At 73.9% G+C, this 26,811-nt stretch carries 20 protein-coding genes and 1 pseudogene; 15 read left to right on the top strand and 6 right to left on the bottom strand.

Annotated features, from left to right (window positions below; translation table 11 throughout):
- Positions 1 to 122: 122 nt before the first annotated feature.
- Genes ACI79G_RS23420 through ACI79G_RS23410 form a run of 3 tightly spaced genes read left to right on the top strand, consistent with a single transcriptional unit; the run spans position 123 to position 3,054 of the window.
- Positions 123 to 896, top strand: coding sequence for a (Fe-S)-binding protein (locus ACI79G_RS23420; protein ID WP_456883437.1), 774 nt, complete (start codon positions 123 to 125; stop codon positions 894 to 896).
- Complete coding sequence (locus tag ACI79G_RS23415) at positions 893 to 2,431, top strand: LutB/LldF family L-lactate oxidation iron-sulfur protein (protein ID WP_456883436.1); 1,539 nt, start codon at positions 893 to 895, stop codon at positions 2,429 to 2,431. The genes ACI79G_RS23420 and ACI79G_RS23415 overlap by 4 nt, the downstream gene beginning before the upstream one ends.
- Complete coding sequence (locus ACI79G_RS23410) at positions 2,428 to 3,054, top strand: LutC/YkgG family protein (protein ID WP_456883435.1); 627 nt, start codon at positions 2,428 to 2,430, stop codon at positions 3,052 to 3,054. Before ACI79G_RS23415 ends, ACI79G_RS23410 begins: the two co-directional genes overlap by 4 nt.
- 200 nt (positions 3,055 to 3,254) lie before the next feature.
- Here ACI79G_RS23410 and ACI79G_RS23405 read toward each other — a convergent pair whose 3' ends face one another.
- Positions 3,255 to 6,629: a pyruvate carboxylase gene (locus ACI79G_RS23405; RefSeq protein ID WP_456883434.1), complete on the bottom strand. Its 3,375-nt coding sequence runs from the start codon at positions 6,627 to 6,629 to the stop codon at positions 3,255 to 3,257.
- 217 nt (positions 6,630 to 6,846) lie between these two features.
- On the opposite strand from ACI79G_RS23405, the gene ACI79G_RS23400 reads away from it, so the two are divergent.
- From ACI79G_RS23400 to ACI79G_RS23390, 3 genes are all read left to right on the top strand, one after another.
- Complete coding sequence (locus tag ACI79G_RS23400) at positions 6,847 to 8,178, top strand: cytochrome P450 (RefSeq protein ID WP_456883433.1); 1,332 nt, start codon at positions 6,847 to 6,849, stop codon at positions 8,176 to 8,178.
- An 89-nt stretch (positions 8,179 to 8,267) separates the two neighbouring features.
- Positions 8,268 to 8,855, top strand: a complete 588-nt coding sequence (locus ACI79G_RS23395) for a TetR/AcrR family transcriptional regulator (RefSeq protein ID WP_456883432.1) — start codon at positions 8,268 to 8,270, stop codon at positions 8,853 to 8,855.
- 6 nt (positions 8,856 to 8,861) lie between these two features.
- Positions 8,862 to 11,045, top strand: a complete 2,184-nt coding sequence (locus tag ACI79G_RS23390) for an MMPL family transporter (protein WP_456883431.1) — start codon at positions 8,862 to 8,864, stop codon at positions 11,043 to 11,045.
- Between the two features lie 75 nt (positions 11,046 to 11,120).
- On the opposite strand, the gene ACI79G_RS23385 is transcribed toward ACI79G_RS23390, so the two are convergent.
- On the bottom strand, positions 11,121 to 12,653 hold the full coding sequence (locus tag ACI79G_RS23385) for an APC family permease (RefSeq protein ID WP_456883430.1): 1,533 nt from the start codon (positions 12,651 to 12,653) through the stop codon (positions 11,121 to 11,123).
- 282 nt (positions 12,654 to 12,935) lie between these two features.
- Entirely contained in the window at positions 12,936 to 13,553 is a 618-nt protein-coding gene (locus ACI79G_RS23380; protein WP_456883429.1) for a TetR/AcrR family transcriptional regulator, read from the bottom strand.
- 123 nt (positions 13,554 to 13,676) lie between these two features.
- On the opposite strand from ACI79G_RS23380, the gene ACI79G_RS23375 reads away from it, so the two are divergent.
- The 5 genes from ACI79G_RS23375 (at position 13,677) to ACI79G_RS23355 (ending at position 20,331) form a co-directional block, all read left to right on the top strand.
- Positions 13,677 to 15,179 (top strand): APC family permease, encoded by a 1,503-nt coding sequence (locus ACI79G_RS23375; RefSeq protein WP_456883428.1) that lies wholly within the window; start codon positions 13,677 to 13,679, stop codon positions 15,177 to 15,179.
- Between the two features lie 15 nt (positions 15,180 to 15,194).
- Positions 15,195 to 16,814, top strand: coding sequence for an amidohydrolase (locus ACI79G_RS23370; RefSeq protein WP_456883427.1), 1,620 nt, complete (start codon positions 15,195 to 15,197; stop codon positions 16,812 to 16,814).
- A 135-nt stretch (positions 16,815 to 16,949) separates the two neighbouring features.
- Positions 16,950 to 17,993 carry an agmatinase gene (gene speB, locus ACI79G_RS23365; protein ID WP_456883426.1) on the top strand — a complete coding sequence of 348 codons (1,044 nt, stop codon included), beginning with the start codon at positions 16,950 to 16,952 and terminating at the stop codon, positions 17,991 to 17,993.
- On the top strand, positions 17,990 to 19,930 hold the full coding sequence (locus ACI79G_RS23360) for a primary-amine oxidase (RefSeq protein ID WP_456883425.1): 1,941 nt from the start codon (positions 17,990 to 17,992) through the stop codon (positions 19,928 to 19,930). Before speB ends, ACI79G_RS23360 begins: the two co-directional genes overlap by 4 nt.
- Before the next feature lie 2 nt (positions 19,931 to 19,932).
- Positions 19,933 to 20,331 carry a hypothetical protein gene (locus tag ACI79G_RS23355; RefSeq protein ID WP_456883424.1) on the top strand — a complete coding sequence of 133 codons (399 nt, stop codon included), beginning with the start codon at positions 19,933 to 19,935 and terminating at the stop codon, positions 20,329 to 20,331.
- Positions 20,332 to 20,418: 87 nt separating this feature from the next.
- Here the strand turns inward: ACI79G_RS23355 and ACI79G_RS23350 are convergent, their stop codons facing one another.
- Positions 20,419 to 20,766, bottom strand: a complete 348-nt coding sequence (locus tag ACI79G_RS23350; protein ID WP_456883423.1) for a YybH family protein — start codon at positions 20,764 to 20,766, stop codon at positions 20,419 to 20,421.
- 715 nt (positions 20,767 to 21,481) lie between these two features.
- On the opposite strand from ACI79G_RS23350, the pseudogene ACI79G_RS23345 reads away from it, so the two are divergent.
- Positions 21,482 to 21,736, top strand: a pseudogene (locus ACI79G_RS23345) (integrase core domain-containing protein); the annotation flags it as partial.
- 186 nt (positions 21,737 to 21,922) lie between these two features.
- Here ACI79G_RS23345 and ACI79G_RS23340 read toward each other — a convergent pair.
- Positions 21,923 to 22,486 (bottom strand): dihydrofolate reductase family protein, encoded by a 564-nt coding sequence (locus ACI79G_RS23340; RefSeq protein WP_456883422.1) that lies wholly within the window; start codon positions 22,484 to 22,486, stop codon positions 21,923 to 21,925.
- Positions 22,487 to 23,025: 539 nt separating this feature from the next.
- On the opposite strand from ACI79G_RS23340, the gene ACI79G_RS23335 reads away from it, so the two are divergent.
- Positions 23,026 to 23,172: a hypothetical protein gene (locus tag ACI79G_RS23335; RefSeq protein WP_456883421.1), complete on the top strand. Its 147-nt coding sequence runs from the start codon at positions 23,026 to 23,028 to the stop codon at positions 23,170 to 23,172.
- 312 nt (positions 23,173 to 23,484) lie between these two features.
- Here the strand turns inward: ACI79G_RS23335 and ACI79G_RS23330 are convergent, their stop codons facing one another.
- Positions 23,485 to 24,261, bottom strand: coding sequence for a FadR/GntR family transcriptional regulator (locus ACI79G_RS23330; RefSeq protein ID WP_456883420.1), 777 nt, complete (start codon positions 24,259 to 24,261; stop codon positions 23,485 to 23,487).
- Between the two features lie 150 nt (positions 24,262 to 24,411).
- Between ACI79G_RS23330 and ACI79G_RS23325 the strand changes: the two genes are divergently transcribed.
- Complete coding sequence (locus ACI79G_RS23325; RefSeq protein ID WP_456883419.1) at positions 24,412 to 25,287, top strand: carbon-nitrogen hydrolase family protein; 876 nt, start codon at positions 24,412 to 24,414, stop codon at positions 25,285 to 25,287.
- A 58-nt stretch (positions 25,288 to 25,345) separates the two neighbouring features.
- Complete coding sequence (locus ACI79G_RS23320; protein WP_456883418.1) at positions 25,346 to 26,716, top strand: APC family permease; 1,371 nt, start codon at positions 25,346 to 25,348, stop codon at positions 26,714 to 26,716.
- Positions 26,717 to 26,811: the final 95 nt, after the last annotated feature.

Raw genomic sequence — 26,811 nt, 5'->3', positions numbered from 1 at the left:
GGGTGGGGGGGGGGCGGGGGGGGGGCGGGGGGGGGGCGGGTGGGGGGGGGCGGGGCCCGCGCGCGCCGCCGCGCCCCCCCCCCCCCCCCCCCCCCCCCCCCCCCCCCCCGGGAGGGAGCGGCATGAGGGTGGCACTGTTCGCCACGTGTCTGGTGGACACGGTGGCGCCGCAGGTCGCGATGGCCACGGCGAGGCTGCTGGAGCGGCTGGGCCACGAGGTCGTCGTCCCTGCCGGTCAGGCCTGTTGCGGGCAGATGCACGTCAACACCGGCTACCGGCGCGAGGCGGTGCCGATCGTGGCCAACCACGTGCGCGCCTTCGCCGGCGCGGAGGCGATCGTGTCGCCGTCCGGGTCGTGCGTGGCCTCGATCCACCACCAGCAGGCCATGGTGCTGCGGCGGGCCGGCGAGGACGAGCTGGCCGCCGAGGCCGAGGCCCTGGCCGAGCGCACCTACGAGCTCTCGCAGTTCCTCGTCGACGTCCTCGGGGTGACCGACGTCGGCGCCTACTACCCGCACCGGGTCACCTACCACCCGACCTGCCACTCGCTGCGGCTGCTGCGGGTCGGTGACCGGCCGCTGCAGCTGCTGCGCGCGGTGCGCGGGCTGGAGCTGGTCGAGCTGCCCGCCGCCGAGCAGTGCTGCGGCTTCGGCGGCACCTTCTCGATCAAGAACTCCGACACGTCGACGGCGATGCTGACCGACAAGATGGCCAACGTCCTGTCCACCCACGCGGAGGTGTGCACCGCCGGTGACGCCTCCTGCCTCATGCACATCGGCGGTGGGCTCTCCCGGCTGCGGTCGGGGACGCGCACCGTGCACCTGGCCGAGATCCTGGCCTCGACGGAGGACGCCGTGAGCCCGCACCAGACCACCCGACCGGCGGTGCCGGCATGACCACCGCACCCGAGCGCACCGACCCCACGCCGCTGGCCCCCGGCGCGCCCCGGTCCGGGACGACGTTCCTCGGCCTGCCCACCGCACCCCGCGGGGTCGGCCACCTGCGCGGCGACCGGCCCTTCCCGGACGCCGCCCGCGACGCGCTGCGCGACGGCCAGCTGCGCGCCAACCTCGGCCACGCGACCAGCACGATCCGCGCCAAGCGGGCGCGGGTCGTCGGCGAGGTGCCCGACTGGGAGCAGCTGCGGCAGGCCGGCAAGGCGTTGAAGACCGCCACCATGGCGCGTCTCGACGAGCACCTGGTCGAGCTGGAGCGCCAGGTGACCGCCCGCGGCGGCACGGTGCACTGGGCGCGCGACGCCGAGGAGGCCAACGCGATCGTCACCCGGCTGGTGCGGGCCACCGGCACCGACGAGGTCGTCAAGGTCAAGTCGATGGCCACCCAGGAGATCGGCCTCAACGAGGCGCTCGAGGCCGTTGGCATCACCGCGCACGAGACCGACCTCGCCGAGCTCATCGTGCAGCTCGGTGATGACGCGCCCAGCCACATCCTGGTGCCGGCGATCCACAAGAACCGCGCCGAGATCCGCGAGATCTTCCTGCGCACCATGCCGCAGTTCCAGGGCGAGGGCGCCGACCGCGACCTCCCCGACGAGCCGCGCCGGCTGGCCATGGCCGCGCGCACGCACCTGCGGGAGCGGTTCCTGCGGGCCAAGGTGGCGATCAGCGGCGCCAACTTCGCCGTCGCCGAGACCGGCACCCTCGCCGTCGTCGAGAGCGAGGGCAACGGGCGGATGTGCCTCACGCTGCCGCAGACGTTGATCACCGTCATGGGCATCGAGAAGTTGGTGCCGACCTGGCGCGACCTCGAGGTGTTCCTGCAGCTGCTCCCCCGCTCCTCCACCGGCGAGCGGATGAACCCCTACACCTCCACGTGGACCGGCGTGACCCCCGGCGACGGCCCGCAGGAGTTCCACCTGGTGCTGCTCGACAACGGGCGGACGGCGGTGCTCGCCGACGAGGTGGGCCGCGAGGCGCTGCACTGCATCCGCTGCTCGGCCTGCCTCAACGTCTGCCCGGTGTACGAGCGCACCGGCGGGCACTCCTACGGCTCGGTCTACCCGGGTCCCATCGGCGCCGTCCTGTCCCCGCAGCTGACCGGGGTCGAGGACAACGCCTCGCTGCCGTACGCCTCGTCGTTGTGCGGCGCCTGCTACGACGCCTGCCCGGTGGCCATCGACATCCCCTCGATCCTGGTGCACCTGCGCGCCGAGCACGTCGAGGCGCAGGAGAGGACCACCCCCGAGGCGGCCGTGTTCAAGGCGCTGTCCACGGCGATGTCGCACCCGCGGCTGTGGCGACTGACCCAGCGGGCCGCCGGTCTCGGCCGGCTGCTCGCCCGCGGGAGGCCGACGCTGCCACCGGTGCTGCCACCGCCGGCCTCGGGCTGGACCCGCAGTCGCGACCTCCCCACCCCACCGCGGGAGACCTTCACCCAGGCCTGGGCGCGGGAGCACGGGGGGCGGTCGTGACGAGCGCGCGCGAGGAGGTGCTCGGCCGGATCCGCACCGCGCTGGGCGAGCACCGGCCGGGGGTGGTGGTCCCCCGCGACTACCGCGCCGCCGACGAGCGCCCGGCCGAGCAGCTGCGCGAGGTCCTCGTCGACCGGCTCGAGGACTACAAGGCCTCGGTGCTGCGCTGCGGTCCGGACGAGGTGGGGGCCACCGTCACCGCCGCCCTCGACACCGGGCTGGGGTCCGGCTGGGACGCCGGCTCGGTCGTCGTGGCGCCCGGGGTACCGGCGGAGTGGCGGCCGGACGGCGCCACCGAGGACGACGGCCGCCCCGCCGTCGAGCTCGCCGCGTTCGCCGCGACGCTGACCGGGGTGGCCGTGGCGATCGCGGAGACCGGCACGCTGGTGCTCGACGGCGGTCCGGTGTCCGGACGGCGGGCGGTCTCGCTGCTGCCCGACTGCCTGGTCTGCGTGGTCGAGGCCGGGCAGGTCGTGGGCGGCGTGCCGGAGGCGCTGCGCCGGCTGGACCCGACCGCGCCGCTCACGATGGTCAGCGGCCCGTCGGCGACCAGCGACATCGAGCTGGAGCGGGTCGAGGGCGTGCACGGCCCGCGCACGCTGGTCGTCGTCCTCGTCGCCTGACGCGGGCGGGAGCATCGCAGCGAGGGACGAGCGAGGAGCGGACCGGCCGCGGAAGGCGACCCGCGGGCACCGTCGCCTGACGCGGGCGGGAGCATCGCAGCGAGGGACGAGCGAGGAGCGGACCGGCCGCGGAAGGCGACCCGCGGGCACCGTCGCCCGACCGGTGGCCGGCCGGCTGGGAGCCGGCCGGCCGCCGACCCTCATGAGAGGACGACGAGCAGGTCACCGCCCTCCACCTGCTGCACGTTGCCGATGGCGAGTCGCTTGACGGTGCCGGCGACCGGTGCGGTGATGGCGGCCTCCATCTTCATCGCCTCGATGGTGGCGATCGGCTGCCCGGACTCGACGGTGTCCCCTTCCTCGACCTGGAGGGTGACCACGCCGGCGAACGGTGCGGCGACCTGGCCGGGGTCGCTGCGGTCGGCCTTCTCGGCGGCCTTCACCGCGGCCTCGATGGAGCGGTCGCGCACCGAGACCGGCCGCAGCTGCCCGTTGAGCGTGCACATGACGGTGCGCATGCCGCGCTCGTCGGGGTCGCTGATCGCCTCGATGCCCATGAGCAGGGTGACGCCGGGCTCGAGGTCGACGGCGTGCTCGTCGCCGGGCCGCAGGCCGTACAGGAACTCCTTGGTCGGCAGCACCGAGACGTCGCCGTACTGATCCGCGTGGGCCTCGAACTCGCGGGTGGGTGCCGGGAAGAGCAGCCGGTTGAGCGTCTGCCGCGGCGCCTCGGCCAGCCCGCGCTCGTCGTCGGCCGACAGCTCGGCCGGCGGCTCGGCGGGACGGCGGCCCTCCAGAGCCCGGGTGCGGAAGGGCTCGGGCCAGCCGCCGGGCGGGTCACCCAGCTCGCCGCGCAGGAACCCGATCACCGAGTCCGGCAGGTCGAACTTGCCCGGTTCGGCGGCGAAGTCCTCGACGCTGACGCCGGAGCCGACCAGCTGCAGCGCCAGGTCGCCGACCACCTTGGACGACGGCGTGACCTTCACCAGCCGGCCCAGCAGCCGGTCGGCGGCGGCGTAGGCGTCCTCGACCTCCTCGAACCGCTGCCCCAGCCCCAGGGCGATCGCCTGCTGGCGCAGGTTGGACAGCTGCCCGCCGGGGATCTCGTGCCGGTAGACCCGCCCCGTGGGCGCGGCCAGGCCCGACTCGAACGGCGCGTAGACCCGGCGCACCGCCTCCCAGTACGGCTCCAGGTCGTTGACCGCGGCCAGGTCCAGGCCGGTGGCGCGCTCGGTGGCGTCGGTCGCCGCGACGATCGCCGACAGCGGCGGCTGGCTCGTCGTCCCCGCCATGGAGGCGACCGCGCCGTCCACGGCGTCCACCCCTGCCGACCACGCGGCCAGCAGGGTGGCCAGCTGGCCGCCGGCGGTGTCGTGGGTGTGCAGGTGCACCGGCAGGTCGAAGCGCTCGCGCAGCGCCGTCACCAGCCGGGCGGCCGCGGGCGGGCGGAGCAGCCCGGCCATGTCCTTGATCGCGAGCACGTGCGCGCCGGCCTCGACGATCTGCTCGGCCAGCCGCAGGTAGTAGTCGAGGGTGTAGAGCGTCTCCCCCGGGTCGGAGAGGTCGCCGGTGTAGCAGAGCGCCACCTCCGCGACCGCCGTCCCGGTCTCGCGGACGGCGTCGATCGCCGGGCGCATCTGGGAGACGTCGTTGAGCGCGTCGAACACCCGGAAGACGTCGAGGCCGGTGGCCGCGGCCTCGCGGACGAACGTGTCGGTGACCGCCTCGGGGTAGGGCGTGTAGCCCACGGTGTTGCGGCCGCGCAGCAGCATCTGCAGGCAGACGTTGGGCACCGCCTCGCGCAGCGCGGCCAGCCGGTCCCACGGGTCCTCGTGCAGGAAGCGCAGCGCGACGTCGTAGGTCGCCCCGCCCCAGCACTCGAGGCTGAACAGCTGCGGGACGGTGCGGGCGACGTGCCCGGCGACGGCGAGCAGGTCCTTGGTGCGCACCCGGGTGGCCAGCAGCGACTGGTGGGCGTCGCGGAAGGTGGTGTCGGTGACCGCCAGCGCGGTCTGCCCCCGCAGCTCCGCGGCGAACCGCTCCGGCCCGAGTGCCAGCAGCCGCTGCCGGGAGCCGTCGGGCGGCGGCGTGCGCAGGTCCACCCGCGGCAGCTTCTGCACCGGGTCGACCAGGTGCGGGCGCTCGCCGTGCGGCTGGTTGACGGTGACGTCGGCCAGGTAGGTGAGCAGCCTGGTGCCCCGGTCGGCCGAGCTACGCGCGGTGAGCAGGTGCGGCCGCTGCTCGATGAACGACGTCGTCACCCGCCCGGCGGCGAAGTCCGGGTCGTCGAGCAGCGCCTGCAGGAACGGGATGTTGGTGGCCACGCCGCGGATGCGGAACTCGGCCACCGCGCGGCGGGCCCGCGCGACCGCGGTGGCGAAGTCCCGCCCGCGGCAGGTCAGCTTCACCAGCATCGAGTCGAAGTGCGCGCCGACCTCCGCACCCAGCGACGAGCCGCCGTCCAGGCGGATCCCGGCCCCGCCCGGCGAGCGGTAGGCGGTGATCCGGCCGGTGTCCGGGCGGAAGCCGTTGGCCGGGTCCTCGGTGGTGATCCGGCACTGCAGCGCCGCGCCCCGCAGCGCGATGGTGTCCTGCGACAGGCCCAGGTCGGCCAGGGTCTCCCCCGAGGCGATCCGCAGCTGGCTCTGCACCAGGTCGACGTCGGTGACCTCCTCGGTGACCGTGTGCTCGACCTGGATGCGCGGGTTCATCTCGATGAAGACGTGCCGGCCCTGGGCGTCGAGCAGGAACTCCACGGTGCCGGCGTTGACGTAGCCGATGGCCCGGGCGAAGGCGACCGCGTCGGCGCAGATCCGCTCCCGCAGCGCGGGGTCCAGGTTCGGCGCCGGCGCCAGCTCGACGACCTTCTGGTGCCGGCGCTGCACCGAGCAGTCCCGCTCGAACAGGTGCACCACGTTCCCCTGCCCGTCGGCCAGGATCTGCACCTCGATGTGCCGCGGGTCGACCACGGCCTGCTCCAGGAAGACCGTCGGGTCGCCGAAGGCCGACTCGGCCTCGCGCATCGCCGCCTGCACCGCGCCGGCCAGCTCGGCCGGGTCCTCCACCCGGCGCATGCCGCGCCCGCCGCCGCCGGCGACGGCCTTGACGAACACCGGGAACGGCAGCTGCTCGGCGGCGGCCAGGAGGGCGTCGAGGTCGGCACTGGGCTCGGAGGAGGCGAGCACCGGCAGCCCGGCGTCGCGGGCCGCAGCGATCGCCCGGGCCTTGTTGCCGGTCAGCTCCAGCACCGACGCCGGGGGACCGACGAAGGTGATGCCCGCCTGCGCGCACGCCTCGGCCAGCTCGGGGTTCTCCGACAGGAAGCCGTAGCCGGGGTAGACCGCGTCCGCGCCCGCCCGCCGGGCGGCGCCGACGATCTCGTCGACCGATAGGTAGGCACGCACCGGGTGCCCCTCCTCGCCGATCTGGTAGCTCTCGTCGGCCTTGAGCCGGTGCACCGAGTTGCGGTCCTCCCACGGGAAGACGGCCACCGTGTCGGCGCCCAGCTCGTAGGCGGCGCGGAACGCCCGCACCGCGATCTCGCCTCGGTTCGCGACCAGCACCTTGGTGAACACAGCACCCCTCCAGGGTCGGGACGGCGCGACGAGCCTCCCAGAACACCCCGGGTGGCGCGGCACCCCTACGAGCCTCACGCGGACCTGCCCGGCGTGTCCACCCGGCCCCGGCAGTGCACTCTGCACCGGGGCGACGGTGGGATCGGTGCGGTCCGACCTGCGCGGGGTGAATCGCGTCACGCAGGATGAGGGCCTGGCCGGGACGGGGAGGCGACACGTGGTGGTGCGCAGTACGGTCCGCTGGGCCGCGACCCACGGGGCGATGCGGCTGGCGATCCGGGGCCGCGCGCGGGCGGGCAACCCGGACGCCGAGGTGCTCGTCGACCCCGGGGTCCGCGAGGACCCCTACGCCCACTACGAGCGGCTGCGGACCGCGGCCCCCCTCACCGGCGGCGCCTTCGCGCGGGTCAGCGTCCACCACGACGTCTGCACCGACGTCCTGCGCAGCGACGACTTCGGGCAGATCGGCGGGTCCCGCACCGAGGGCCTGCCGCCCGTGCTGGCCGCGGCGCTGCGGCTGGCCGGCCCGCGCCCGAGCGTCGGTCCGATCGACGCGCCGTCGATGCTCGCCGTCGACCCGCCGGAGCACACCCGCTACCGCCGGCTGGTCACCCGGGCCTTCAGCGCCCGGGCCGTCGCCCGGCTGCGCGACCGCACCGAGGCCATCGCCGGCGAGCTGCTCGACGACCTCGAGCGCCAGGCCGCCGCGAACGGCGGCCGGGTCGACCTGGTCGCCCGCTACGCCAGCCTGCTGCCGGTCACGGTGATCTCCGAGGTGCTGGGCGTCCCGGTGGCGATGCGCGAGCAGTTCCTGGCCTGGGGCGACGGCGCCACCCCGAGCCTGGACATGGGTGTGGACCTGCGCACCCACCGCAGCGTCGAGCGCAACCTCGGCGAGCTCGACGCCTGGTTCCGCGGGCACCTGCGCCAGCTGCGCCGCTCCCCCGGCGAGGACCTGCTCTCCACGCTGGTGAGCACCGCCGACGACGACGGCAGCGGGCTCACCGAGCACGAGCTGCTGGCCACGGCCGCCCTCGTCTTCGGTGCCGGGTTCGAGACGACGGTCAACCTGGTCGCCAACGGCGCCGCGCTGCTGTTCGCCCACCCCGACCAGCGGCGGCTGCTGGCCGAGGACCCGTCGCTGTGGCCGAACGCCATCGACGAGGTCCTCCGCGTCGAGTCCCCGGTGCAGCGGACCGGACGGCGGGCCAAGCGCGACACCACGGTGCACGGGGTGCCGATCGCCGAGGGCGAGCTGGTGCTGTGCCTGCTGGCCGGGGCCAACCGGGACCCGCGGGTGTTCGCCGACCCGCACGCCTTCGACGTCACCCGCGCCAACGCCCGCGACCACGTCGCCTTCTCCAGCGGCATCCACTACTGCCTCGGCGCCGCGCTGGCCCGGATGGAGGGCGAGGTGGCGCTGCGGGCGCTGTTCCAGCGGTTCCCCGACCTCGCCGCCGGCGGCCCCGGCCGCCGTCGCCGCACGGTCGTCCTGCGCGGCTACGAGTCGCTGCCCGCCCTCGTCCCGTCGCTGACCCGCACCGGCTGAACGGCGCACAGCAGGGTGTGACGAACGAGACCGACCAGACTGGTCTGTCGACCGACCAGAATGGTCGGTGACGACGTACCGTCCCTCCCGTGACACGACCGTTCCGGCAGCAGGTCGACGAGGGCATCCTCGACCGGGCCGCTGCCCTCTTCGCCCGGCGCGGGTTCGCCAAGACCTCGGTGCAGGACGTCGCGGACGCCGTCGGTCTGTCCAAGACCGGGCTGCTGCACCACTACCCGAGCAAGGACGCGCTGCACGAGGCGGTGCTCGCCCAGGCCGGCACGCTGGGCCGGCGGGTGCTCGACCAGGTGGGCGACCTGCCCCTCGGTCCGACGCGCGACCGGCACGTGCTGGAGGTCCTGGTCGACGTCGCGCTGGCCCACCCCGGGCTGGTCGCGCTGCTGCTCGCGCCGGTGACCGACCTCGACGCCGAGCCGCACCCGGCCGTCACCGGCCCGGTGCTGCACGCCTTCGGCGTCGACCCCGAGACCACCGAGCCGCCGCGGCTCGTCCGGGTCATCGGCGCGCTCGCCGCCCTGGCCGTCCTGACCCTGGCCGCGCACGCCCAGGACCGGACCACCGCGTGGCGGCAGCACATCGTCGCCACCTGCTTCGACGCGCTCGGCCACCGCCGTCCGGACGCCGCTCCTTCTCATCCCGACCAGGTGGAGGCCTGATCCCGCATGGCTCTTCTGTTGTCCCGGCTCGGTGCGTTCTCGCACCGGCACCGCGTGGCCGTCGTCCTCGTGTGGCTGCTCGTGCTCGTCGGCGGAGGCGTGGGGGCGGTGACCCTGGCAGGTGAGACGTCGGACAGCTTCTCCATCCCCGGCCAGGAGTCGACGACCGCGCTGGAGCGCATCAGCGAGGAGTTCGGCGCCGCGGGCGGTGCGACCGCCCAGGTGGTGGTCGTCGCACCGGACGGCCAGACGCTGACGACCCCGGAGAGCGCCGCGGCCGTGGGCGCGCTGGTCGCCGAGCTGGGCGAGCTGCCCGGCGTCGCGTCGGCCAGCAACCCGCTGGACCCGGCCGCCCCCTCGGTCGACCCCGGGCTGACCACCGGCTACAGCACCGTCACCTACGAGGCGCCGGTCGGCGGGGTCACCCCCGAGCAGCAGGACGCGCTGACCGCGGCCGTCGCGGACGCCGGGGACGGCGCGCTCACCGTCGAGGTCACCGGCCAGGCGATCCAGGCGCCGCCGCACGTCGGCGGTCCCGCCGAGGTGATCGGTGTCATCGTCGCGCTCGTCGTCCTCGCCGTCACCTACGGCTCGCTGGTCGTCGCCGGCCTGAACCTGCTGACCGCGCTCGTCGGCGTCGGCATCGGCGTCCTCGGCATCACCATCGCCACCGGCTTCACCGACCTGTCGTCGACCACCCCGATCCTGGCCGCGATGCTCGGCCTGGCCGTCGGCATCGACTACGCGCTGTTCATCGTCAGCCGGTTCCGGCAGGAGCTGCGGCGCGGTGCCGACGTCGCCACCGCGGTCGCCACAGCCGTCGGCACCGCGGGCTCCGCGGTCGTCACCGCCGGGCTCACCGTCGTCATCGCGCTGACCGGGCTGTTCGTCGCCGGCATCCCGTTCCTCACCCAGATGGGCCTCGCCGCGGCCGCGACGATCGTCGTCGCCGTCCTCGTCGCGCTCACCCTGGTCCCCGCCGCGCTGGGCTTCCTCGGCCTGCGCGCGCTGCCCAAGCGGCAGCGCGCCACCGCGCCGACGCACCACGCGGCGAGCCAGGGCTTCCTCGCCGGCTGGGTCACCGCGGTCACCCGCCACCGCCTGGTCGCCCTGCTGCTGACGGTCGTCGGGCTCGGCACCGTCGCCGTCCCGTTCTCCTCGATGCAGACCACGCTGGTGCAGACCCCGCCGGAGGACAGCACCCAGGCCCGGGCCGAGCAGCTGCTCGCCGACGGCTTCGGGGCCGGCTCCAACGGTCCGCTCACCGTGCTCTTCGAGGGCGACGGCGCGGTGCAGGCAGCGACCACGGCCGCCGGCGAGATCCCGGGGCTGGACGACGTCGCGATCGTGACCCCGCCGGTGCCGAACGCCGACGGCACCGCCGCGCTGGTGAGCGTGATCCCGCAGTCCGGCCCGACCGACCCGGCCACCGAGCAGCTCGTCGCCGACCTGCGCGACCTGCTGGCCGACGTCGACGGCGCGCAGGTCTCGGTCACCGGAGCCACCGCGGTCAGCGTGGACGTCGCCACCAGCCTGGACGCCGCCCTGCCGGTCTACCTGGCGCTGGTCGTGGGCCTGGCCCTGGTGCTGCTCGTGCTGGTCTTCCGCTCGCTGCTGGTGCCGCTGGTCGGCGTCCTCGGCTTCGTGCTCACCGTCGGGGCGGCGCTCGGCGCCACGGTCGCGGTGTTCCAGTGGGGCTGGCTGGCCGACCTGGTCAACCTCGAGGGCACCGGCCCGCTGATCAGCCTCACGCCGATCCTGGTCATCGGCATCCTGTTCGGGCTGGCGATGGACTACCAGATCTTCCTGGTGTCCCGGATGCACGAGGCGCACAGCCACGGCGCCGCGCCCCTGGAAGCCGTCCGCACCGGGTTCCGCCAGGCCGCCCCGGTCGTCGTCGCGGCCGCGCTGATCATGTTCTCGGTGTTCGCCGGCTTCGTGCCCTCCGGGGACGCGACCATCAAGTCGATCGCCTTCGCGCTGGCCGCCGGCATCGCCTTCGACGCCTTCGTCGTCCGCATGGTGCTCGTCCCCGCGGCGCTGGCCCTGCTCGGCGACCGGGCGTGGTGGCTGCCGCGCTGGCTGCGCTGGCTGCCCACCCTCGACGTCGAGGGCGCCGCGCTGGAGCGGTCCGCCGCCCGGCCGCAGCCCCAGCAGCAGCCCGAGGTGGTCGGCGCCGGCGAGCGCTGACCCCTCCCGCACGAACGGCGCGGCCCGCCTCCCCTCGGGGAGGCGGGCCGCGCTGCTACTCGGGTCGACACCCCGTCACTCGTCGAAGACGAGCGACGGGGTGTCGACCCTCAGGGTCTCGCCGCGGAAGAACTCCGGGTGCCGAGCGCGCCAGACGAGCATGAGGACCACGCCGAGCAGCAGCAGCCCGATCCCGACGACGAAGACGCTGCCGATGCCGAACACCGAGGAGCCGCTGCCGTAGGCGGGGTCGAGGGTGTCGACCGCCGTCTGCACGAACACCGCGGTCAGCATCAGCGCGCCCAGCAGCGGGAGGACGCCCTTGAACACCAGGTCGCGGGCGCTGCGGCGCAGCTCGTGCCGGAAGTACCAGACGCAGGCGTAGGCGGTCAGGCCGTAGTAGAAGCAGATCATCAGGCCCAGCGCGTAGATCGTGTCGATCAGCACGTTCTCGCTGATGATCGTCATGCCCACGTAGAACGCGGCCGTGGCGGCCCCGGCGACCAGGGTGGCGGTCGACGGCACCTTGAAGCGCGGGTGCACCTCGGCCAGGCGCTGGGGCAGGGCCCCGTAGGTGCCCATCGCCAGCATGGTCCGGGTGGTCGGCAGGAAGGTCGTCTGCAGCGACGACGCCGAGCTGGCGACGACGGCGAGGAAGAGCAGGAACGCCAGGCCCGGGCCCATGACCGGGCCGGCCAGCGCGGCGAAGACGTTGTCCCCGGTGTCGGGGTTGCCGAGGCCCGTGCCCTCGGTGCCGATGCCGGCGTACACCTGCACGGCGATCGCCACGCCGACGTACGTCACGATGATCACGAGCATGGTCAGCAGCGCGGCCCGACCCGGCGTGCGGGCGCTCCCGGCGGTCTCCTCGTTGACCGTCAGGCAGGTGTCCCAGCCCCAGTAGATGAACAGCGACAGGGACAGCCCGGCGGTGAAGGCGCTGAAACTGGTGATGGCCGTCGGGTCCAGCCAGGAGGCGTCGAAGGGGATGGCGCCCGGCGCGGAGCCCGACTTGACCAGCGCCAGGACGGCGAACACCGCGAGCACGGCCATCTGGAAACCGACCAGCACGTACTGCACCCGCTTGGTGGCCTCCACGCCCCGGTAGGTGATCCAGGTCGCGACGGCGACGAAGGCCACGCAGGTGAGGGCGTTGACGACCGTGTTGTCGCCCAGCGTCGCCACCGACTCCGAGCCGGTGAGCTCACCGAGCAGCAGGTAGAAGAAGGACACCGCCACGCCGGCGAGGTTCGACAGCACGATCACCGTGGCCAGCAGCGCGCCCCAGCCGCACAGCCAGCCGACGTAGGGGTTGAACGCCTTGGTCGACCAGGTGAACGACGTCCCGCAGTCCGGCGCCACCCGGTTGAGCTCCCGGTAGGCGTAGGCGACCAGCAGCATCGGCAGGAAGCCGGCCAGGAAGATGGCCGGCATCTGCAGGCCGACCTCGGTCACCGTGGGCCCGAGGGTGGCCGTCAGCGCGTACACCGGCGCGATGCTCGAGACGCCGAGCACCACGCTGGCCAGCAGGCCCACGGAGTTGCTCGCCAGCCCCTTGGCCCGCAGGTCGGCCTCGGGCAGATGCCCGGCGCCCTGTTCGACCGCCATGCGGTCCTCCTCTCGTCGCACCGCACGAAGCGGCCTGTCCTCAGCCGGCGGGTGTGCCGCGCCTCACACGCGACAGCCAGCCAGCTCGCCGCGGATCGCGGAAGAGGCCGGCGTGTACACCCGGCCCGGGTCCGAGCGACACTCCGGCATGACCGAGGCCCACGGATCCGAGCGCGAGCAGCATGCCGCACGACTGTTTCGCGTGCGTGTCCGCCCGACACTCATCCATTCCGTCGGGTGACGCCGCACCTCGGCGGCGAGGGGTGCCGCGAGGACGTGCGCTCAGACCGGGCCGACGGGGAGCCGGCCGCGCATCCCGGCGAGCAGCGCCTCCAGGCCCAGCTCGAACGCCGCGTCGGCCCGCGCCCGCCCCTGCGGCGCCGCACGCAGCGCGGCCTCCAGGGCCGGAGTGTCGCCGCCGCCGGCGCGCCAGACCTCGTCGGGCGCCGCGAGGTCGAGCGCCGCGCCGAGCGCGTAGCTGTCCAGCACGCTCACCCACAGCATGACCTGGTCCTCGGGGAAGCCGGCGGTCCCGAGGAGGTCGGCCACGCGGTCGTAGCCGAGCAGGACCGAGCCGGCCGTCATCGTCTGCTCGCTCAGCAGCGGGATCAGGTTCGGGTGCTCGGCGAGCGCCTGCCGGTAGGAGCGCATCCAGGAGGCCACCTGGTCGCCCCAGTCGGACCGGTCGAGCGGCGGGATCTCGAGGTGGGCGACCAGCCGCTCCCGCAGCATCTCGACGATCTCCGGCCGGCCACTCACGTGGTGGTAGATCGACGACGCGCTCGCGCCGAGCCGCGCGGCGAGGTCGGCCATCGTCAGCCGTCCCCGCTCGTCGATGCATGCCAGCGCCGCGTCGAGGATCGTCTCGACGTCCAGCAACCGCCTCCGCCGCTGCACCACGTGCCCCTCCTCCTCCCGAGCCCCGCGCACGGGTCGCCACGGGCCGCTTGACAACTGTGAAGCAGGCCACCATCTTAACCGAACGCCATTCGGTTAAGAGCCTCCGGCCCTGGAAGGACCGCCGTGCCCGCCTCCTCCTCTCCTCCCGCCTCCGTCGTGCACGACGGCGACGGCCACCTCAAGCGCGGTGTCCTGGGCACCGGCGGCCTCGTCTTCATGGTGGTCGCCGCCGCCGCCCCGCTGACCGTCATGGCCGGCGTGGCCCCGCTCGCCATCCTGGTCGGCGGCGTCGGCGCCCCGGTGGCCTACCTGGCGTCGGGAGTGGTGCTCACCGTCTTCGCGGTCGCCTTCACCCGCATGACCAGGCACGTGGGCAGCGCCGGCGCCTTCTACGCGTACGTCGCGAAGGGGCTGGGTCGGACGTGGGGGCTGGCTGCCGCGCTCCTCGCGCTGGTGTCCTACAACGCGCTGATGATCGGGGTGTACGGCCTGTTCGCCGTCCAGGCGCAGGCGACGCTGGCCGACGTCTTCGGGGTGACGGTCCCGTGGCCGCTCGTCGCCCTCGTGGCCGTCGGCCTGGTCCTGCTCGTGGGCTGGCTGGGCATCGACGTGGGCGCCAAGGTGCTCGGCGTCCTGCTCGTCCTGGAGACCGGCATCCTGCTGCTGATGGCCGTCGGCGTCCTCGCAGGCGGTGGCGCCTCGGGGCTGGACGCGGCCTCCTTCACGGCCGACGCGGTGTTCAGCCCCGGCATGGCCGGCGTCCTGGCCTTCAGCTTCGCGGCCTTCATGGGCTTCGAGTCCACGGTGCTGTACCGCAAGGAGGCCCGGGACCCCGAGCGCACCGTCCCGCGGGCCACCTACCTCGCCGTCGGCTCCATGGCGGCCTTGTACTGCTTCATCGTCTGGTCGGTGGTCCAGGCCTTCGGCAGCGACCGGGCGGTGGCCGCCGCCGAGGGGGACCTCGCCGGCATGTTCTTCACCGTCATCGAGACCTACGTGGGGCCGTGGGCCAGCACGCTGATGCACCTGCTCGTCGTCAGCAGCGTGTACGCCTCGCAGATCGCCTTCCACAACGCGATCAACCGCTACGCGTTCGCGCTCTCCCGGGACGGCGTGCTGCCCCGCTGGGTCGGGACGGTGCACCCGCGCTTCGGCTCGCCGTACCGGGCGGGCCTCCTGCAGACGGCCCTCGCCGTCGTCGTCATCGCGGTGTTCGCCGTGGCCGGGGCCGACCCCTACGAACAGCTGCTGCTCTGGGTGAACACGCCGGGGGTCGTCGGCGTCCTCGTCCTGCAGACGATGACGGCCGCGGCCACGGTGGCGTACTTCGTCCGCCGCAACCGCGCTGCCGCCACACCGCTCGCCGTCGGCGCCGGCGTCGCGTCCGGCGTCCTGCTGGCCGCGGCCACCTACTTCCTGGTCGACCACATCGAGCTGCTCACCGCCGCGTCGACGACGGTCAACGTCCTGCTGGTCGGCATCGTGCCGCTGACGCTCGCCATCGGGACGGCGTCCGCCCTCTGGCTGCGCGCCCGCCATCCGGAGCGCTACGCCGGGATCGGGGAGGGCGTGGACGCCGGAGCCGCACCCACCCCCGAACTGCTCACCACCACCGACGACCGCTGAGACGGAGACACACCCGTGGACGCCGACCTGGTCATCACGACCGACACCGTGCACACCCTGACCGGCGGGGGCCCGCCGGTGAAGGCGGTCGCGATCGCCGGCGGCCTCGTGGTCGCCACCGGCACCCGCCGGGACGTCGCCGACTGGCGCGGCGCCCGGACCGAGGTCGTCGACCTCGGTCCGGCCACGCTGACTCCGGGCCTCACCGACGGTCACCTGCACCCCGTGATGGGCCTGCAGCTGACCGCGGACGTCGACCTCTCCGGCGCCCGGTCGCTGGAGGAGGCGCAGGACCTGCTCGCCGCGGCGGCGTCCGGCCGGGAACCGGACGCGTGGGTCCAGGCATGGGGGCTGGACCCCAACCTCTTCGGGGGCTCCCCCGTCACCAACGCCCCGCTGGAGGCGGCCGTGGGCGGGCGGCCGGCCTTCGTGCGGCTGTTCGACGCGCACTCCGCGCTCGCGACCGACCGGGCGCTGCGGATCGCCGGGGTGGACGGCCCCCGGTCGTTCACCCAGCGGGCCGTCGTCGTCTGCGACGAGTCCGACCGCCCCACCGGCCTCCTCCTCGAGGCGGCAGCCATGGACCTGGTGCAGGACCACGTGCCGCTCGACCCGCTCCCGGTGCGCGCCCGGCAGCTGCACGAGCTCCTCGCGGCCATGGCGGCCACCGGGCTGACCGGTGGCCACGTGATGGACCTCCTCGGGGACAGCCGGGCGGTCGTGGCGGCGGCGGAGGACGCGCAGGACCTGCCGTTGCGGCTGCGCTTCGCCCCGTGGTGCCTGCCCGGGGTGGACGCCGACGGGCTGGCCGAGCTCGTGGACCTCCAGGGGCGGGGCGGTCGCAGGTGGGCCGTCGGCGGGGTCAAGTTCATGATCGACGGGACGATCGACAACGGAACGGCCTGGCTCGAGCAGCCCGACGCGCTGGGCGAGTCGACCGAGGGCTTCTGGCCGGAGCCGGCGGAGTACGCCCGGGCCGTGCGCGCGCTGGCCGCGGCGGGCGTCCCGACGGCCACGCACGCGATCGGCGACGCCGGGGTCCGGCACGCCCTGAGCGCCCTGGCGGGGCTGGACCGACCGACGGCCGGGGCGCACCGCATCGAACACATCGAGACGCTCCCGAGCGCGCTCATCGGGGCCTTCGTGCGCCAGGGCGTCGTGGCCAGCATGCAGCCGACCCACTGCACCCACTTCACCCGCGCCGACCACACCGACAACTGGTCCACCCGGCTCGGCCCGGAGCGGGCCGGCCGCGCCTGGCGCTGCCGGGACCTGCGCGACGCGGGCGTGCCCCTGGTGCTGGGGTCGGACTGGCCCGTGGCGCCCTTCGACCCCCGGCGGGTCCTCGCCGACGCGCAGCTGCGCCGCCCCGCGGGCGAGCCGGACGTCGTCCCGGTGCAGCCTCACCAGGGGCTGACGCCTCTGATGGCCCTGGAGGGGTACACCACGCAGGCCGCCTGGGCGGCCGGCGAAGCCGGGTGCTCGGGGCGCATCGCCCCGGGCATGCGTGCGGACCTCACGGCCTTCGCCGTCGACCCCCTGCAGGCGCCCCCCGACGAGCTGGCCGACGCCCCCGTCGTCCTCACCGCGGTCGGTGGCAGCATCGTCCACCGGGGGGCGACGGTCAGCGGGTGACTGCGCCGACCGAACCCACGAGGGGCTTGGCGGCACGGGATCCGTCGTATAGCCTCGCTCAGAGCACGGATTCCGTCGCCGCCCGCGTGTGCCGTGCCTCCTCCCCCACCGCACGACCGATCGGACCTCGACACCATGACGCGCTACGGCGCCCAGTTCGGGCCTGACATCACCTACCTCGGCGTCGACCGCTGCGACCTGTCCGACCCGGAATCGTTCGCCGGCGCCGACGTCGTCGTGCTGGGCGCGCCCTTCGACGGCGGCACCTCGCACCGCCCGGGCACCCGCTTCGGCCCGCAGGCGATCCGGATGACCGACTACCTGGCCCACGACGGGTCCCGGCCGAGCCTGGCGCTGCGCACCGACGGGCTGCGCGACCTGCGGGTGCTCGACGCCGGGGACGTCGAGATGTACTCCGGCGACATCGAGACGGCGCTGGGTGCGCTGGAGGCCGCGGTCGAGGCGGTGGCCCGCTCCGGCGCCATCCCGGTGGTGCTGGGCGGCGACCACTCGATCGCGTTCGCCGACGCCAAGGGCGTGGCCAACGTGCTCGGCCACGGCCGCGTCTCGATGGTCCACTTCGACGCCCACGCCGACACCGGCGACATCGAGTTCGGCTCGCTGTGGGGCCACGGGCAGCCGATGCGCCGGCTCATCGAGTCGGGGGCGTTGCGCGGCGACCGGTTCCTGCAGGTCGGCCTGCGCGGCTACTGGCCCCCGCCGGAGACGCTGGACTGGATGGCGGCGCAGCGGATGCGCTCCTACGAGATGACCGAGATCGGGCACCGGGGGCTGGACACCTGCCTGACCGAGGCATCGGCCATCGCCACCGACGAGTGCGACGGCGTCTTCCTCTCGGTCGACATCGACGTCTGCGACCCCGGGCACGCGCCCGGCACCGGGACCCCCGAGCCGGGCGGGCTGACCGCGCGCCAGCTGCTGGACGCCGTCCGCCGGCTGTGCCTGGAGCTGCCCGTGGTCGGCGTCGACGTGGTCGAGGTCAGCCCGCCCTACGACCACGCCGACATCACCGCGGCCCTGGCCAACCGGGTCGTCCTCGAGGCGCTCTCGGCCATCGCCCGCCGCCGGCGCGACGCCCGCGACGGCACCCGCTGGGACCCCTCGCTCCCCCTGCTCGCGAACCGCCCCGACACCACCACCCAGGAGAACCCGTCATGACCGAGCTCGCGACGTCCTGCCACGGCACCGGCTCGGCCGGCACGCGCGCCACCGCCGGCACGCCGCACCCGCTCGACCCGCTGAGCGCCGAGGAGTTCCGCGCCGCCGCGGCCATCCTGCGTCGCGACCGCGGGGTCGACGAGCGCTGGCGGTTCGCCTCCATCGAGCTGCGCGAGCCGGCCAAGGACGTCGTCCGCGCGTTCCGCCCCGGCGACCCGATCCGCCGCGAGGCCCGGGTGACCGCCTGGAACCGCGACGAGGGGACGCCGTACAAGGCGGTCGTCTCGCTCACCGACGACGCCGTACTCTCCTGGGAAGCGGTGCCCGGCCAGCAGGCGAACATGACCCTCGACGAGTGGCACGAGGCGCACGAGGTGCTGATCGAGCACCCCGTCGTGGTCGAGGCGCTCGCCAAGCGCGGCATCACCGACCTCGACCTGGTGCTCATCGACACCTGGGCCTACGGGCACTCGCTCATCCCCCAGGGGCTGCAGGAGCGCCGGGTCGGCTGGACCGACGTCTGGCGCCGCTCGGTCAAGGGCGGCAACCCCTACGCCAACCCGGTCATGGGCCTGCACTTCGTCGTCGACCTCAACACGATGGAGCTGCTGCACGTCGAGGACACCGCACCCCCGGCGCAGCCCGCCGTCATGGGCGAGTACGTGCCCTCGCTGGTGCCCGGCCTCGAGCAGCGCACCGACGTCAAGCCGCTGGAGATCACCCAGCCCGAGGGCGTCTCGTTCACCCTCGACGGCCACGAGCTGCGCTGGCAGAAGTGGTCGATGCGGCTGGGCTTCAACCACCGCGAGGGCCTGGTGATCCACCGGGTCGCCTACGACGGCCGCCCGATCGCGCACCGCATGTCGTTCGCCGAGATGGTCGTGCCCTACCGCGACCCCAGCCCCGACCACCACCGGCGCACCGCCTTCGACGTCGGCGAGTGGGGCCTGGGCTTCATGACCACCTCGCTCAAGCTCGGCTGCGACTGCCTCGGCGACATCACCTACGTCGACGCCGTCCTGCACGACACCCGCGGCGAGCCGTACACGATCGAGAACGCCATCTGCCTGCACGAGGAGGACGACGGCGTGCTGTGGAAGCACGTCGACGAGCAGGCCGGCGCCGAGGTGCGGCGGTCGCGGCGGATGGTCGTCTCGTTCCACGCCACGGTGGCCAACTACGAGTACCTGACCTACTGGCGCTTCTACCAGGACGGCACCATCCAGTGCGAGGTCCGGGCCACCGGGATCATGGTGACCAGCGCCTACGAGGACACCCCGCCGGCCTACGGCACCGTCGTCGACGAGCGCACCTACGCGCCGATCCACCAGCACTTCGTCGTCGCCCGGCTGGACATGGAGGTCGACGGCCCGGAGAACACCCTCGTCGTCACCGAGAGCGAGGCGCTGCCGGTGTCCGAGGACAACCCGTACGGCCTCGCCGTGGTGACCCGCAGCCGCGCGGTGGAGAGCGAGTCCGAGGGGCGGCTGGACGTCGACTTCGCCACCCAGCGCAGCTTCAAGGTGGTCAACCGGACCAAGCCCAACCGCCTGGGGACGGCGCCGGGCTACAAGCTCTACCCGAACTCGGCGCTGCCCGCGCTGGCCGACCCGGGCGCGCCGTTCCGGCAGCGGGCGCAGGTCATCGACCACCCGGTGTGGGTGAGCCGGTTCGACGAGGAGGAGCGCTGGCCCTCCGGCGAGTTCTGCAACCAGAGCCGCCGGGACGAGGGGCTGCCCGTCTGGCAGGAGGCCGACCGCCCGCTCGTGGACACCGACCTCGTGCTCTGGCACGTGTTCGGCATCCACCACGTGCCGCGGCCCGAGGACTGGCCGGTCATGCCGGTCGACGTCGTCTCCTTCGAGCTCAAGCCGGTCGGCTTCTTCGACCGCAACCCCGCGCTCGACGTGCCCCCCGCCCCCGGCTCCTGCCACTAGCCATGAGCGGCGCGGCCCTCCAACCGCTCGACGCGGCGGCCCTGCCGCGGTTCCTCGCGCGGAGCGCGGCGGGGGCCGCGGCGGGGTGCGCCGCGGTGCACGGACTGGGGCTGCTCGCCGCGCCGCACGCCGGGATGGCGCTGCTGTCGGCCTGCCTGCTGTGCGGGGTGCACCTGTGGCGGCAACCGAGCCGGGCGGCGTGGGCCGCGCACGTCGTCCTGACGACGGCGATGCTCGTCGCCCACCCGCCCGTCCTCGACGCGCACGCGCACTCCCCCGCGACCGGCCTGGCCGCGTGGGCCGGGCCGGTCGCCGGACTGTTGGCGGTCGTGGCGCTGCTGCTGGCCGCGGTACGCGGGGTCGGCGCGGTGCGCCGTACCGAGCTGACCGTCGGCAGCTGAGCACTGGTCGACGGTCACCCGTGGTCGTCCTCGATCGGGCCCACGTCCGGTCGGTTCGCGATGGGAAGCTCGCCGTCCCGGTGCGCACTAACCCACTGCGGCACCCTGCGGGTTGTCGATGACGTACCGCCACGTCCCGTCCGACTGCCGCCGCATGACATCCGTCGCCGTCCCGGACTGACGGGAGACCTCCCCGTCGGCCCCGGACAGCTGCAGGGTCCACCGTGAGATGACCAGGGCGATGTCGCCCGCCACGAACACGGTCGGCGGCAGCCCCTCCAGACGAGGCTCCGACTCGAACAAGGTCACCAACGCGGCACGGATCTGCTCGTGCCCGCGCACGACGACGCCGCTGTCAGCGTCGATGAACACCCCATCGGCCTCGAACAGCTCCAGCGCCGCGTCGAGGTCGCGTTCGGAGATGGCCCGTCCCATCAGCGCGTCCGTCGCCTGAGGGCTCGCCCCTGCCATGTGACCCACCCCGTCGCCGCCGTCTCGTCTGGGGGTCCGCGCACAGATCATGTCCCCGGGGGACGGGCTCTCACCAGGTGTCGATGAGCGGCCGATGCCACGAGACTGCAGCCGGGTGGATCCGGTCTGCCGAAGCCGAGGGCGGACATCGACCAGTTCTGCGACACACGGCGGTCCGGGCTCTTCCCGGCCACACCATGCGCCTGGCGGCCGAACACTCACCCCCACGCGTCATCTGACCAGGCAGCGCCGCCCGATCCGCCGTTCCTGATGCCTTCACGCGGATGCCGCCGAGGTGTCCCACGAGGGGCCGCTCAGGACGGCAGCACCGTGCCCGAGAGGAGCTCCAGGCACCAGGTGTCCACCTCGACCGTGGAGCGGGCGCTACGCCGTCGCGGGCTGCTGCTACCTCCGGGTTCCGCGCCGACCGCCGGTCCTGGTCGCGGCTGCGTGAGCGCGTGTTCCGCGACCCGCCACGGGAGCGGAACCGGGTGCGGCAGATGGACTTCTCCGAGTTCGAGACCGCCCGCGGTGGGATCTGGCAGATCTGCGCGGTCATCGAGTACGCCACCACGTACTGCCTCGCGGCCACCGTCACCCCGACGCCTCGCGGCGCCGACGCGCCCACCTTCCTACTTCGCGCCGTCGACGAGGCAATACGGGTCCTCGACCCGTCGCAGTGGTCACCGACAACGGCCCCTGCTTCCGCGGCGGCACCTTCGCCGAGGCGTTCACCGGCGACGACCCGCTGCTTCGTCACGTCCGCACCAGAATCCGGAGCCCGCAGACCAACGGCGTGGTCGAACGGTTCTTGGGCACCCTGAGATACGAGCACCTCTACCGCGCGATCATCGGCGATGGCAACGCCCTCGCTGTCGAACTCGGCCTGTCCCGCCGCACCTGCAACACCCTGCGGCCCCACCAGGCCCTCGACGACAGGACGCCGGGGCAAGCGGCGTCACCGGCACGGGGACGCAGTGACCACCGGTCCGACCGTCCCGTTGGGGGATCCCTCACATACACGGCCTGTGATCCGGCGGGGGTATCACGATCGCCTCGGAACACAGCGCCACGGGATCCTCGGGCGGCCCGAAGCCCGCGCCGATCCGACGTCGGGCACTCAGTGCCTGGTCTCGTACCTGGTCAGGACCACGCCGTCGGGGAACGTCCGGGTCTCCACCAGGGTCAGGTTCACCCAGTTGTCCAGGGCCGTGAAGAACGGCGTGCCGCTGCCCACCAGGACCGGTGCGGTGGCCAGCACGTACTCGTCGATCAGCCCTGCCCGCATCGCCGCTGCGGCGAGTGTGGCGCCGCCGATGTCCATGGGGCCGCCATCCTCGGCCTTGAGCCGGGTGATCTCGGTGACCGCGTCGCCGGTGACCAGGCGGGCGTTCCAGTCGACCGTGCTGATCGTGGAGGAGAACACCACCTTCGGCATGTCCTGCCAGCGGCGGGCGAACTCGATCTCCGCCGGTGTGGCGCCGGGCTGCTGGTCGGCGGTCGGCCAGTGGGAACTCATCGTCTCCCACAGTCTGCGCCCGTAGAGCGCCAGGCCGGTCGCCCCCACCCGGTCGGACCACCACTGGAACAGCTCGTCGCTCGGCACGCTCCAGCCGAGGTCGTCGCCGGGCGCGGCGATGTAGCCGTCCAGGGACAGGTTCATGCCAAAGGTCAGTTTCCGCATGGCGTCACCTCCCGTGAGTCGGTAGTCGGCGTGCAGACCCGCACGGCGCGGGAGAATCATCGGTCAGGCCACACCGAGGGCCGGTCGACCACCACGCCAAGCGGATGCTGGGTACGGAAGGGAACCCCCTACGTACACCCGACACCGGGGCGCCCGGACCGCCATCACCTCGACCAGCGGTGTTGCAGATACCCGTACGGTGAGAGTCTGACTAGCCGGGGCCTGAACGGCATGAACTGAGCCCCAGCTAGATCGAGATCAAACCCTGCCAACTCCTTGACGCATGACACCTCAACCGGCTCCCTGCGCACGCCGTTGGAGGCTGCGCTGGTCGGCAGGCTGCTGGACGGGCCGCCGGCCAGCGCCCGGTTGCCGGTGGGCGCGCTGACCCGGCAGGAGAAGGCCGCCGAGCTGGGGCGGCTGCAGGCCCGCAGGGCGATGGACGCCGCCTACGAGGCCGAGCTGGGCCTGGGACTGGCCGACGACACCCCCGACACCCTCGATCCGCCACCGGACCGGCCCGGCGCCAGACGGGGGTCGTGGGCGCCGGAGCCCAGCTGCCCGGGGTGTCGCAGTTCTTCGCGTCCGAGCTGGCGGTGGTGCTCAACTGCGGCCGCCGCACCGCGGGGAACCTGTGCTGCCTGTGCCGCTCCCACCACCGGCTCCAGACCCACGCCCGCGGCTGACGCTTCGTCCTGGACCCCGACGGCACCCTGCACGTCACCACACCGTCCGGGGTCACCCGCACCACCCGGCATGCACCCACCGGCACCCGACCCACCGGACGCCATCGGTTCCCGGCCGCAGCCGCTGTACGCAGCACCCGAGGACGACGACCCGCCACCCTTCTGATCAGCAGCGGACTCGCCTGCCGGCTCGTATTCGTGCCCCCGAGCCGACCGGCGCGGCGCCGGCCGCAGGGCGGCACGCCGACACCAGTCCTCGGACGGTCGCGCCGGCTCCCCGGACAGGTGCGCCGGCGCGAGCCCCGAGCGGGGTCAGGCCGGGCCGTCGTCCGGCCGGTCCAGGAGCCCCACGAACATGCTCTCGTGCAGGACGCTCACGTGCTGTCGGGCGATCTCCACCGCGGCGACCGGGTCCCTGCGCTCGAGTGCGTCGACCAGCCGGCGGTGCTCGTCGTTGGACGCCCGCAGGCGGCTGATCGGATAGGGCAGGAAGTACGCGTACAGCTCCTCGAGCAGCGCGCGGTAGGGCTCGACGGGCAGGCCGGTCGCCGCGGCCACGGCCTCGTGGAACCGCTGGTCGAGAGCGTGGAAGTCCGTCCACGCCGCCGCGGCGTCCATCTCCTCGACCAGGCTCCGCAGCCGGGCGAGGCCCTCCTCGCCGACCTCCCGCGCCGCCAGGTGCGCGACACCGCACTCGACCAGGACCCGCTGGTCGATGAGCCGGTGCACCGCGGTCGCCGACGCGGCGTACGCGGCGATCTCCCGGACGGCCCCTCGGGCCGGGCGCTCGGCGACCAGCGTGCCGCCGGCCCTGCCAGGACGGCGCTCGAGCACGCCGTCGCGGCACAGGGACACCAGCGCCCGCCGCACGGTCATCTCCCCCACGCCCAGCGTCCGGGCGATCTCCTCGCTGGCGGGGAGCCGCTCACCGGGACCGAGCAGACCCAGGTCGACGGCGAGGGCGATCCGCGCGCGGACCGTGTCCAGCGCCGTCAGCCGACGGATGCCCACCAGCGCCGGCGCCCCGAGGTCGACCGGGCGTGACCGGACCGGGGAGGCGGCGGGGAGGGGCTCCGGGCGGGGCGGCACGGCGCCACGGTATCCGAGAGCCGACGAAAAGTGATCCTCGTGAGCACCTTGTTTAAGTGCTCACTCTGGCCTAGTTTTGTCGCTCAGCACCGGGCGTGTGAGCCCGGGCACACGCCCTCTCGACGCAGCCTCGACCTCCGGGGGATCGCCTTGTCCCGTGCCCTGCCCGTCGCCCTGGTCCAGTCGGCACCGCACCCGGCGACCGCCCCGCTCACCGGCTTCGCGGAGTCCGTCGCCGACCTGGTGGCCAACTTCCCGCAGACCCGGCTCGTCGCGCTCCCGGAGCTGCACCTCTGCGGCACCGAGGGCTCTCCGGCCGAGAAGACGGCCCAGCTGGAGGCGTCCGCAGAGCCGCTGGACGGCCCCCGCGGCAAGGTCCTCGCCGAGCTGGCCGGCGACCTCGGCATCTGGCTCCTGCCCGGCAGCGTCTGCGAGCGCGGCGAGGACGGCGCGCTCTACAACACCGCCCTGGCCTACGGCCCCGACGGCACCCTGGCCGCCTCCTACCGCAAGGTCTTCCCGTGGCGGCCGTTCGAGCCCTACCGCCCCGGGGACCGGTTCGTGGTCTTCGACGTCCCCGACGTCGGGCGCCTGGGGTTCTCCATCTGCTACGACGCCTGGTTCCCCGAGGTCACCCGCCACCTGGCGTGGATGGGCGCGGAGGTCGTCGTCAACCCGGTCAAGACCACGACCGCCGACCGGGCCCAGGAGCTGGTGCTCGCCCGGGCCAACGCCATCGTCAACCAGGTCTACGTCCTCAGCGTCAACGCCGCGGCGCCCGACGGTGCCGGCCGGAGCCTCGTCGTCGACCCCGAGGGCCTGGTCCGGACGTCCGCACCCAGTGAGGCCGAGACGGTGCTGACCGACGTCCTGGACCTGGACGCGGTGACCCGCGTGCGCACCTACGGCACGGCCGGCCTCAACCGCATGTGGTCGCAGTTCACCGAGGACGACGCACCGCTGGACCTGCCGCTCTACCAGGGCCGGCTGGACCCCGGCCGGTGGCGTCCGGCCACCCACGGCTGAGCCCGCCCCACGGCCACCGCCTCCCAGTCCTCCCCCGTCACCCCTCCGGAGAACACCCATGCCCACCCACGAGCCCGCCCTGACCAGGACGCTCGGACTGCGCGCCGTCGTCCTGTTCGGCCTGGCCTACATGACCCCGCTGATCGTCCTGGGGATCTTCGGCATCATCGCCGAGACGACGGGCGGGGCCACCGCGTCGGCCTACCTGCTCGCCCTCGGGGCCATGCTCTTCACCGCCTACAGCTACGGCCGCATGGCCCGCACGTATCCGGTCGCCGGCTCCGCCTACACCTACGTGCGCCGGGCCATCGACTCCCGCGCCGGGTTCCTCGTCGGCTGGGCGGTCCTGCTCGACTACTTCTTCCTGCCGATGGTCATCTGGCTCATCGGCGCGGCATACCTGTCCGCCCAGTTCCCCGGGGTGCCGTTCTCCCTCTGGGTGCTCGCCTTCATCGTGCTGACCACGGTGCTCAACGTCCTCGGCATCAAGGTGGCGCAGCGGGCCAACGCCGTCCTGATGACCTTCCAGATCCTCGTGCTGGTCTTCTTCGTCCTGCTGGCCGTCCGCTCCCTCGTGGCCGGCTCGGGGGCGGGCAGCCTCTTCGCCGTGACGCCGTTCCTGAACGGGGACTCCACCGTCTCCGGGATCGCGGCCGGCGCCGCCATCGCCGCGTACTCCTTCCTCGGCTTCGACGCGGTGACCACCCTGACCGAGGAGACCCGGGACCCCCGCCGGACCATCCCCCGCGCGATCCTGCTGGTCGCCCTCATCGGTGGCGGCATCTTCGTCCTCGTGGCCTACGTGACCCAGCTGGTCCACCCGGGCGGTGTGTTCGAGGACTCCTCGTCCGCGGCCTTCGACATCGCCGGCGCCATCGGCGGCAGCCTGTTCGGCGCGGTCTTCCTGGCCGGCCTGGTGGTGGCCCAGTTCGCCTCGGGCCTGGCTGCGCAGGCCAGCGTCTCGCGGCTGCTGTTCGCGATGGGGCGGGACTCGGTGCTGCCCCGGCGGGTCTTCGGCCGCGTCCACCCGCGGTTCCACACGCCGGTCGCCGGCATCCTGCTCTCCGGCCTGGTCGGGCTGGTCGCCCTCCGGCTGGACGTGACGACGTCGACCTCGTTCATCAACTTCGGCGCCTTCACCGCCTTCACCGCGGTGAACCTCAGCGTCATCGCGCTGTTCCTGCGCCGACGGCGGACCGGCGAGCCGCTGCCCGTCCTCGGCTACGTCGTCGTGCCGGCCGTGGGCGCCGCGGTGGACCTCTGGCTGCTGACCAACCTCGACGGCACCGCCATCACCCTCGGGCTGGTCTGGCTGGCCCTCGGCGTCGTGTACCTCGCCGTCCTCACCCGCGGCTTCCGGCAGGCGCCGCCGGAGGTCGACTTCACCGACGAGGACCCGGTCGGCACGGCGGTCCCGGCCGGGCGTTGACCCCGGGGGGGGGGGGGGGGGGGGGGGGGGGGGGGGGGGGGGGGGGGGGGGGGGGGGGGGGGGGGGGGGGGCGGGGGTGGTGGGTGGGGTGCCCC

Source organism: Geodermatophilus sp. SYSU D00779, assembly GCF_054050595.1.
This window is presented reverse-complemented; position numbering and strand designations above follow the sequence as displayed.

Bases quoted from the DNA above. Each gene is read 5' to 3' on its own strand.
- ACI79G_RS23420 (WP_456883437.1), top strand. From the start codon at position 123: ATGAGGGTGGCACTGTTCGCCACGTGTCTGGTGGACACGGTGGCGCCG.
- ACI79G_RS23415 (WP_456883436.1), top strand. From the start codon at position 893: ATGACCACCGCACCCGAGCGCACCGACCCCACGCCGCTGGCCCCCGGC.
- ACI79G_RS23390 (WP_456883431.1), top strand. From the start codon at position 8,862: ATGGCTCTTCTGTTGTCCCGGCTCGGTGCGTTCTCGCACCGGCACCGC.
- ACI79G_RS23385 (WP_456883430.1), bottom strand. From the start codon at position 12,653: ATGGCGGTCGAACAGGGCGCCGGGCATCTGCCCGAGGCCGACCTGCGG.
- speB (WP_456883426.1), top strand. From the start codon at position 16,950: ATGACGCGCTACGGCGCCCAGTTCGGGCCTGACATCACCTACCTCGGC.
- ACI79G_RS23360 (WP_456883425.1), top strand. From the start codon at position 17,990: ATGACCGAGCTCGCGACGTCCTGCCACGGCACCGGCTCGGCCGGCACG.
- ACI79G_RS23355 (WP_456883424.1), top strand. From the start codon at position 19,933: ATGAGCGGCGCGGCCCTCCAACCGCTCGACGCGGCGGCCCTGCCGCGG.
- ACI79G_RS23350 (WP_456883423.1), bottom strand. From the start codon at position 20,766: ATGGGACGGGCCATCTCCGAACGCGACCTCGACGCGGCGCTGGAGCTG.
- ACI79G_RS23340 (WP_456883422.1), bottom strand. From the start codon at position 22,486: ATGCGGAAACTGACCTTTGGCATGAACCTGTCCCTGGACGGCTACATC.
- ACI79G_RS23320 (WP_456883418.1), top strand. From the start codon at position 25,346: ATGCCCACCCACGAGCCCGCCCTGACCAGGACGCTCGGACTGCGCGCC.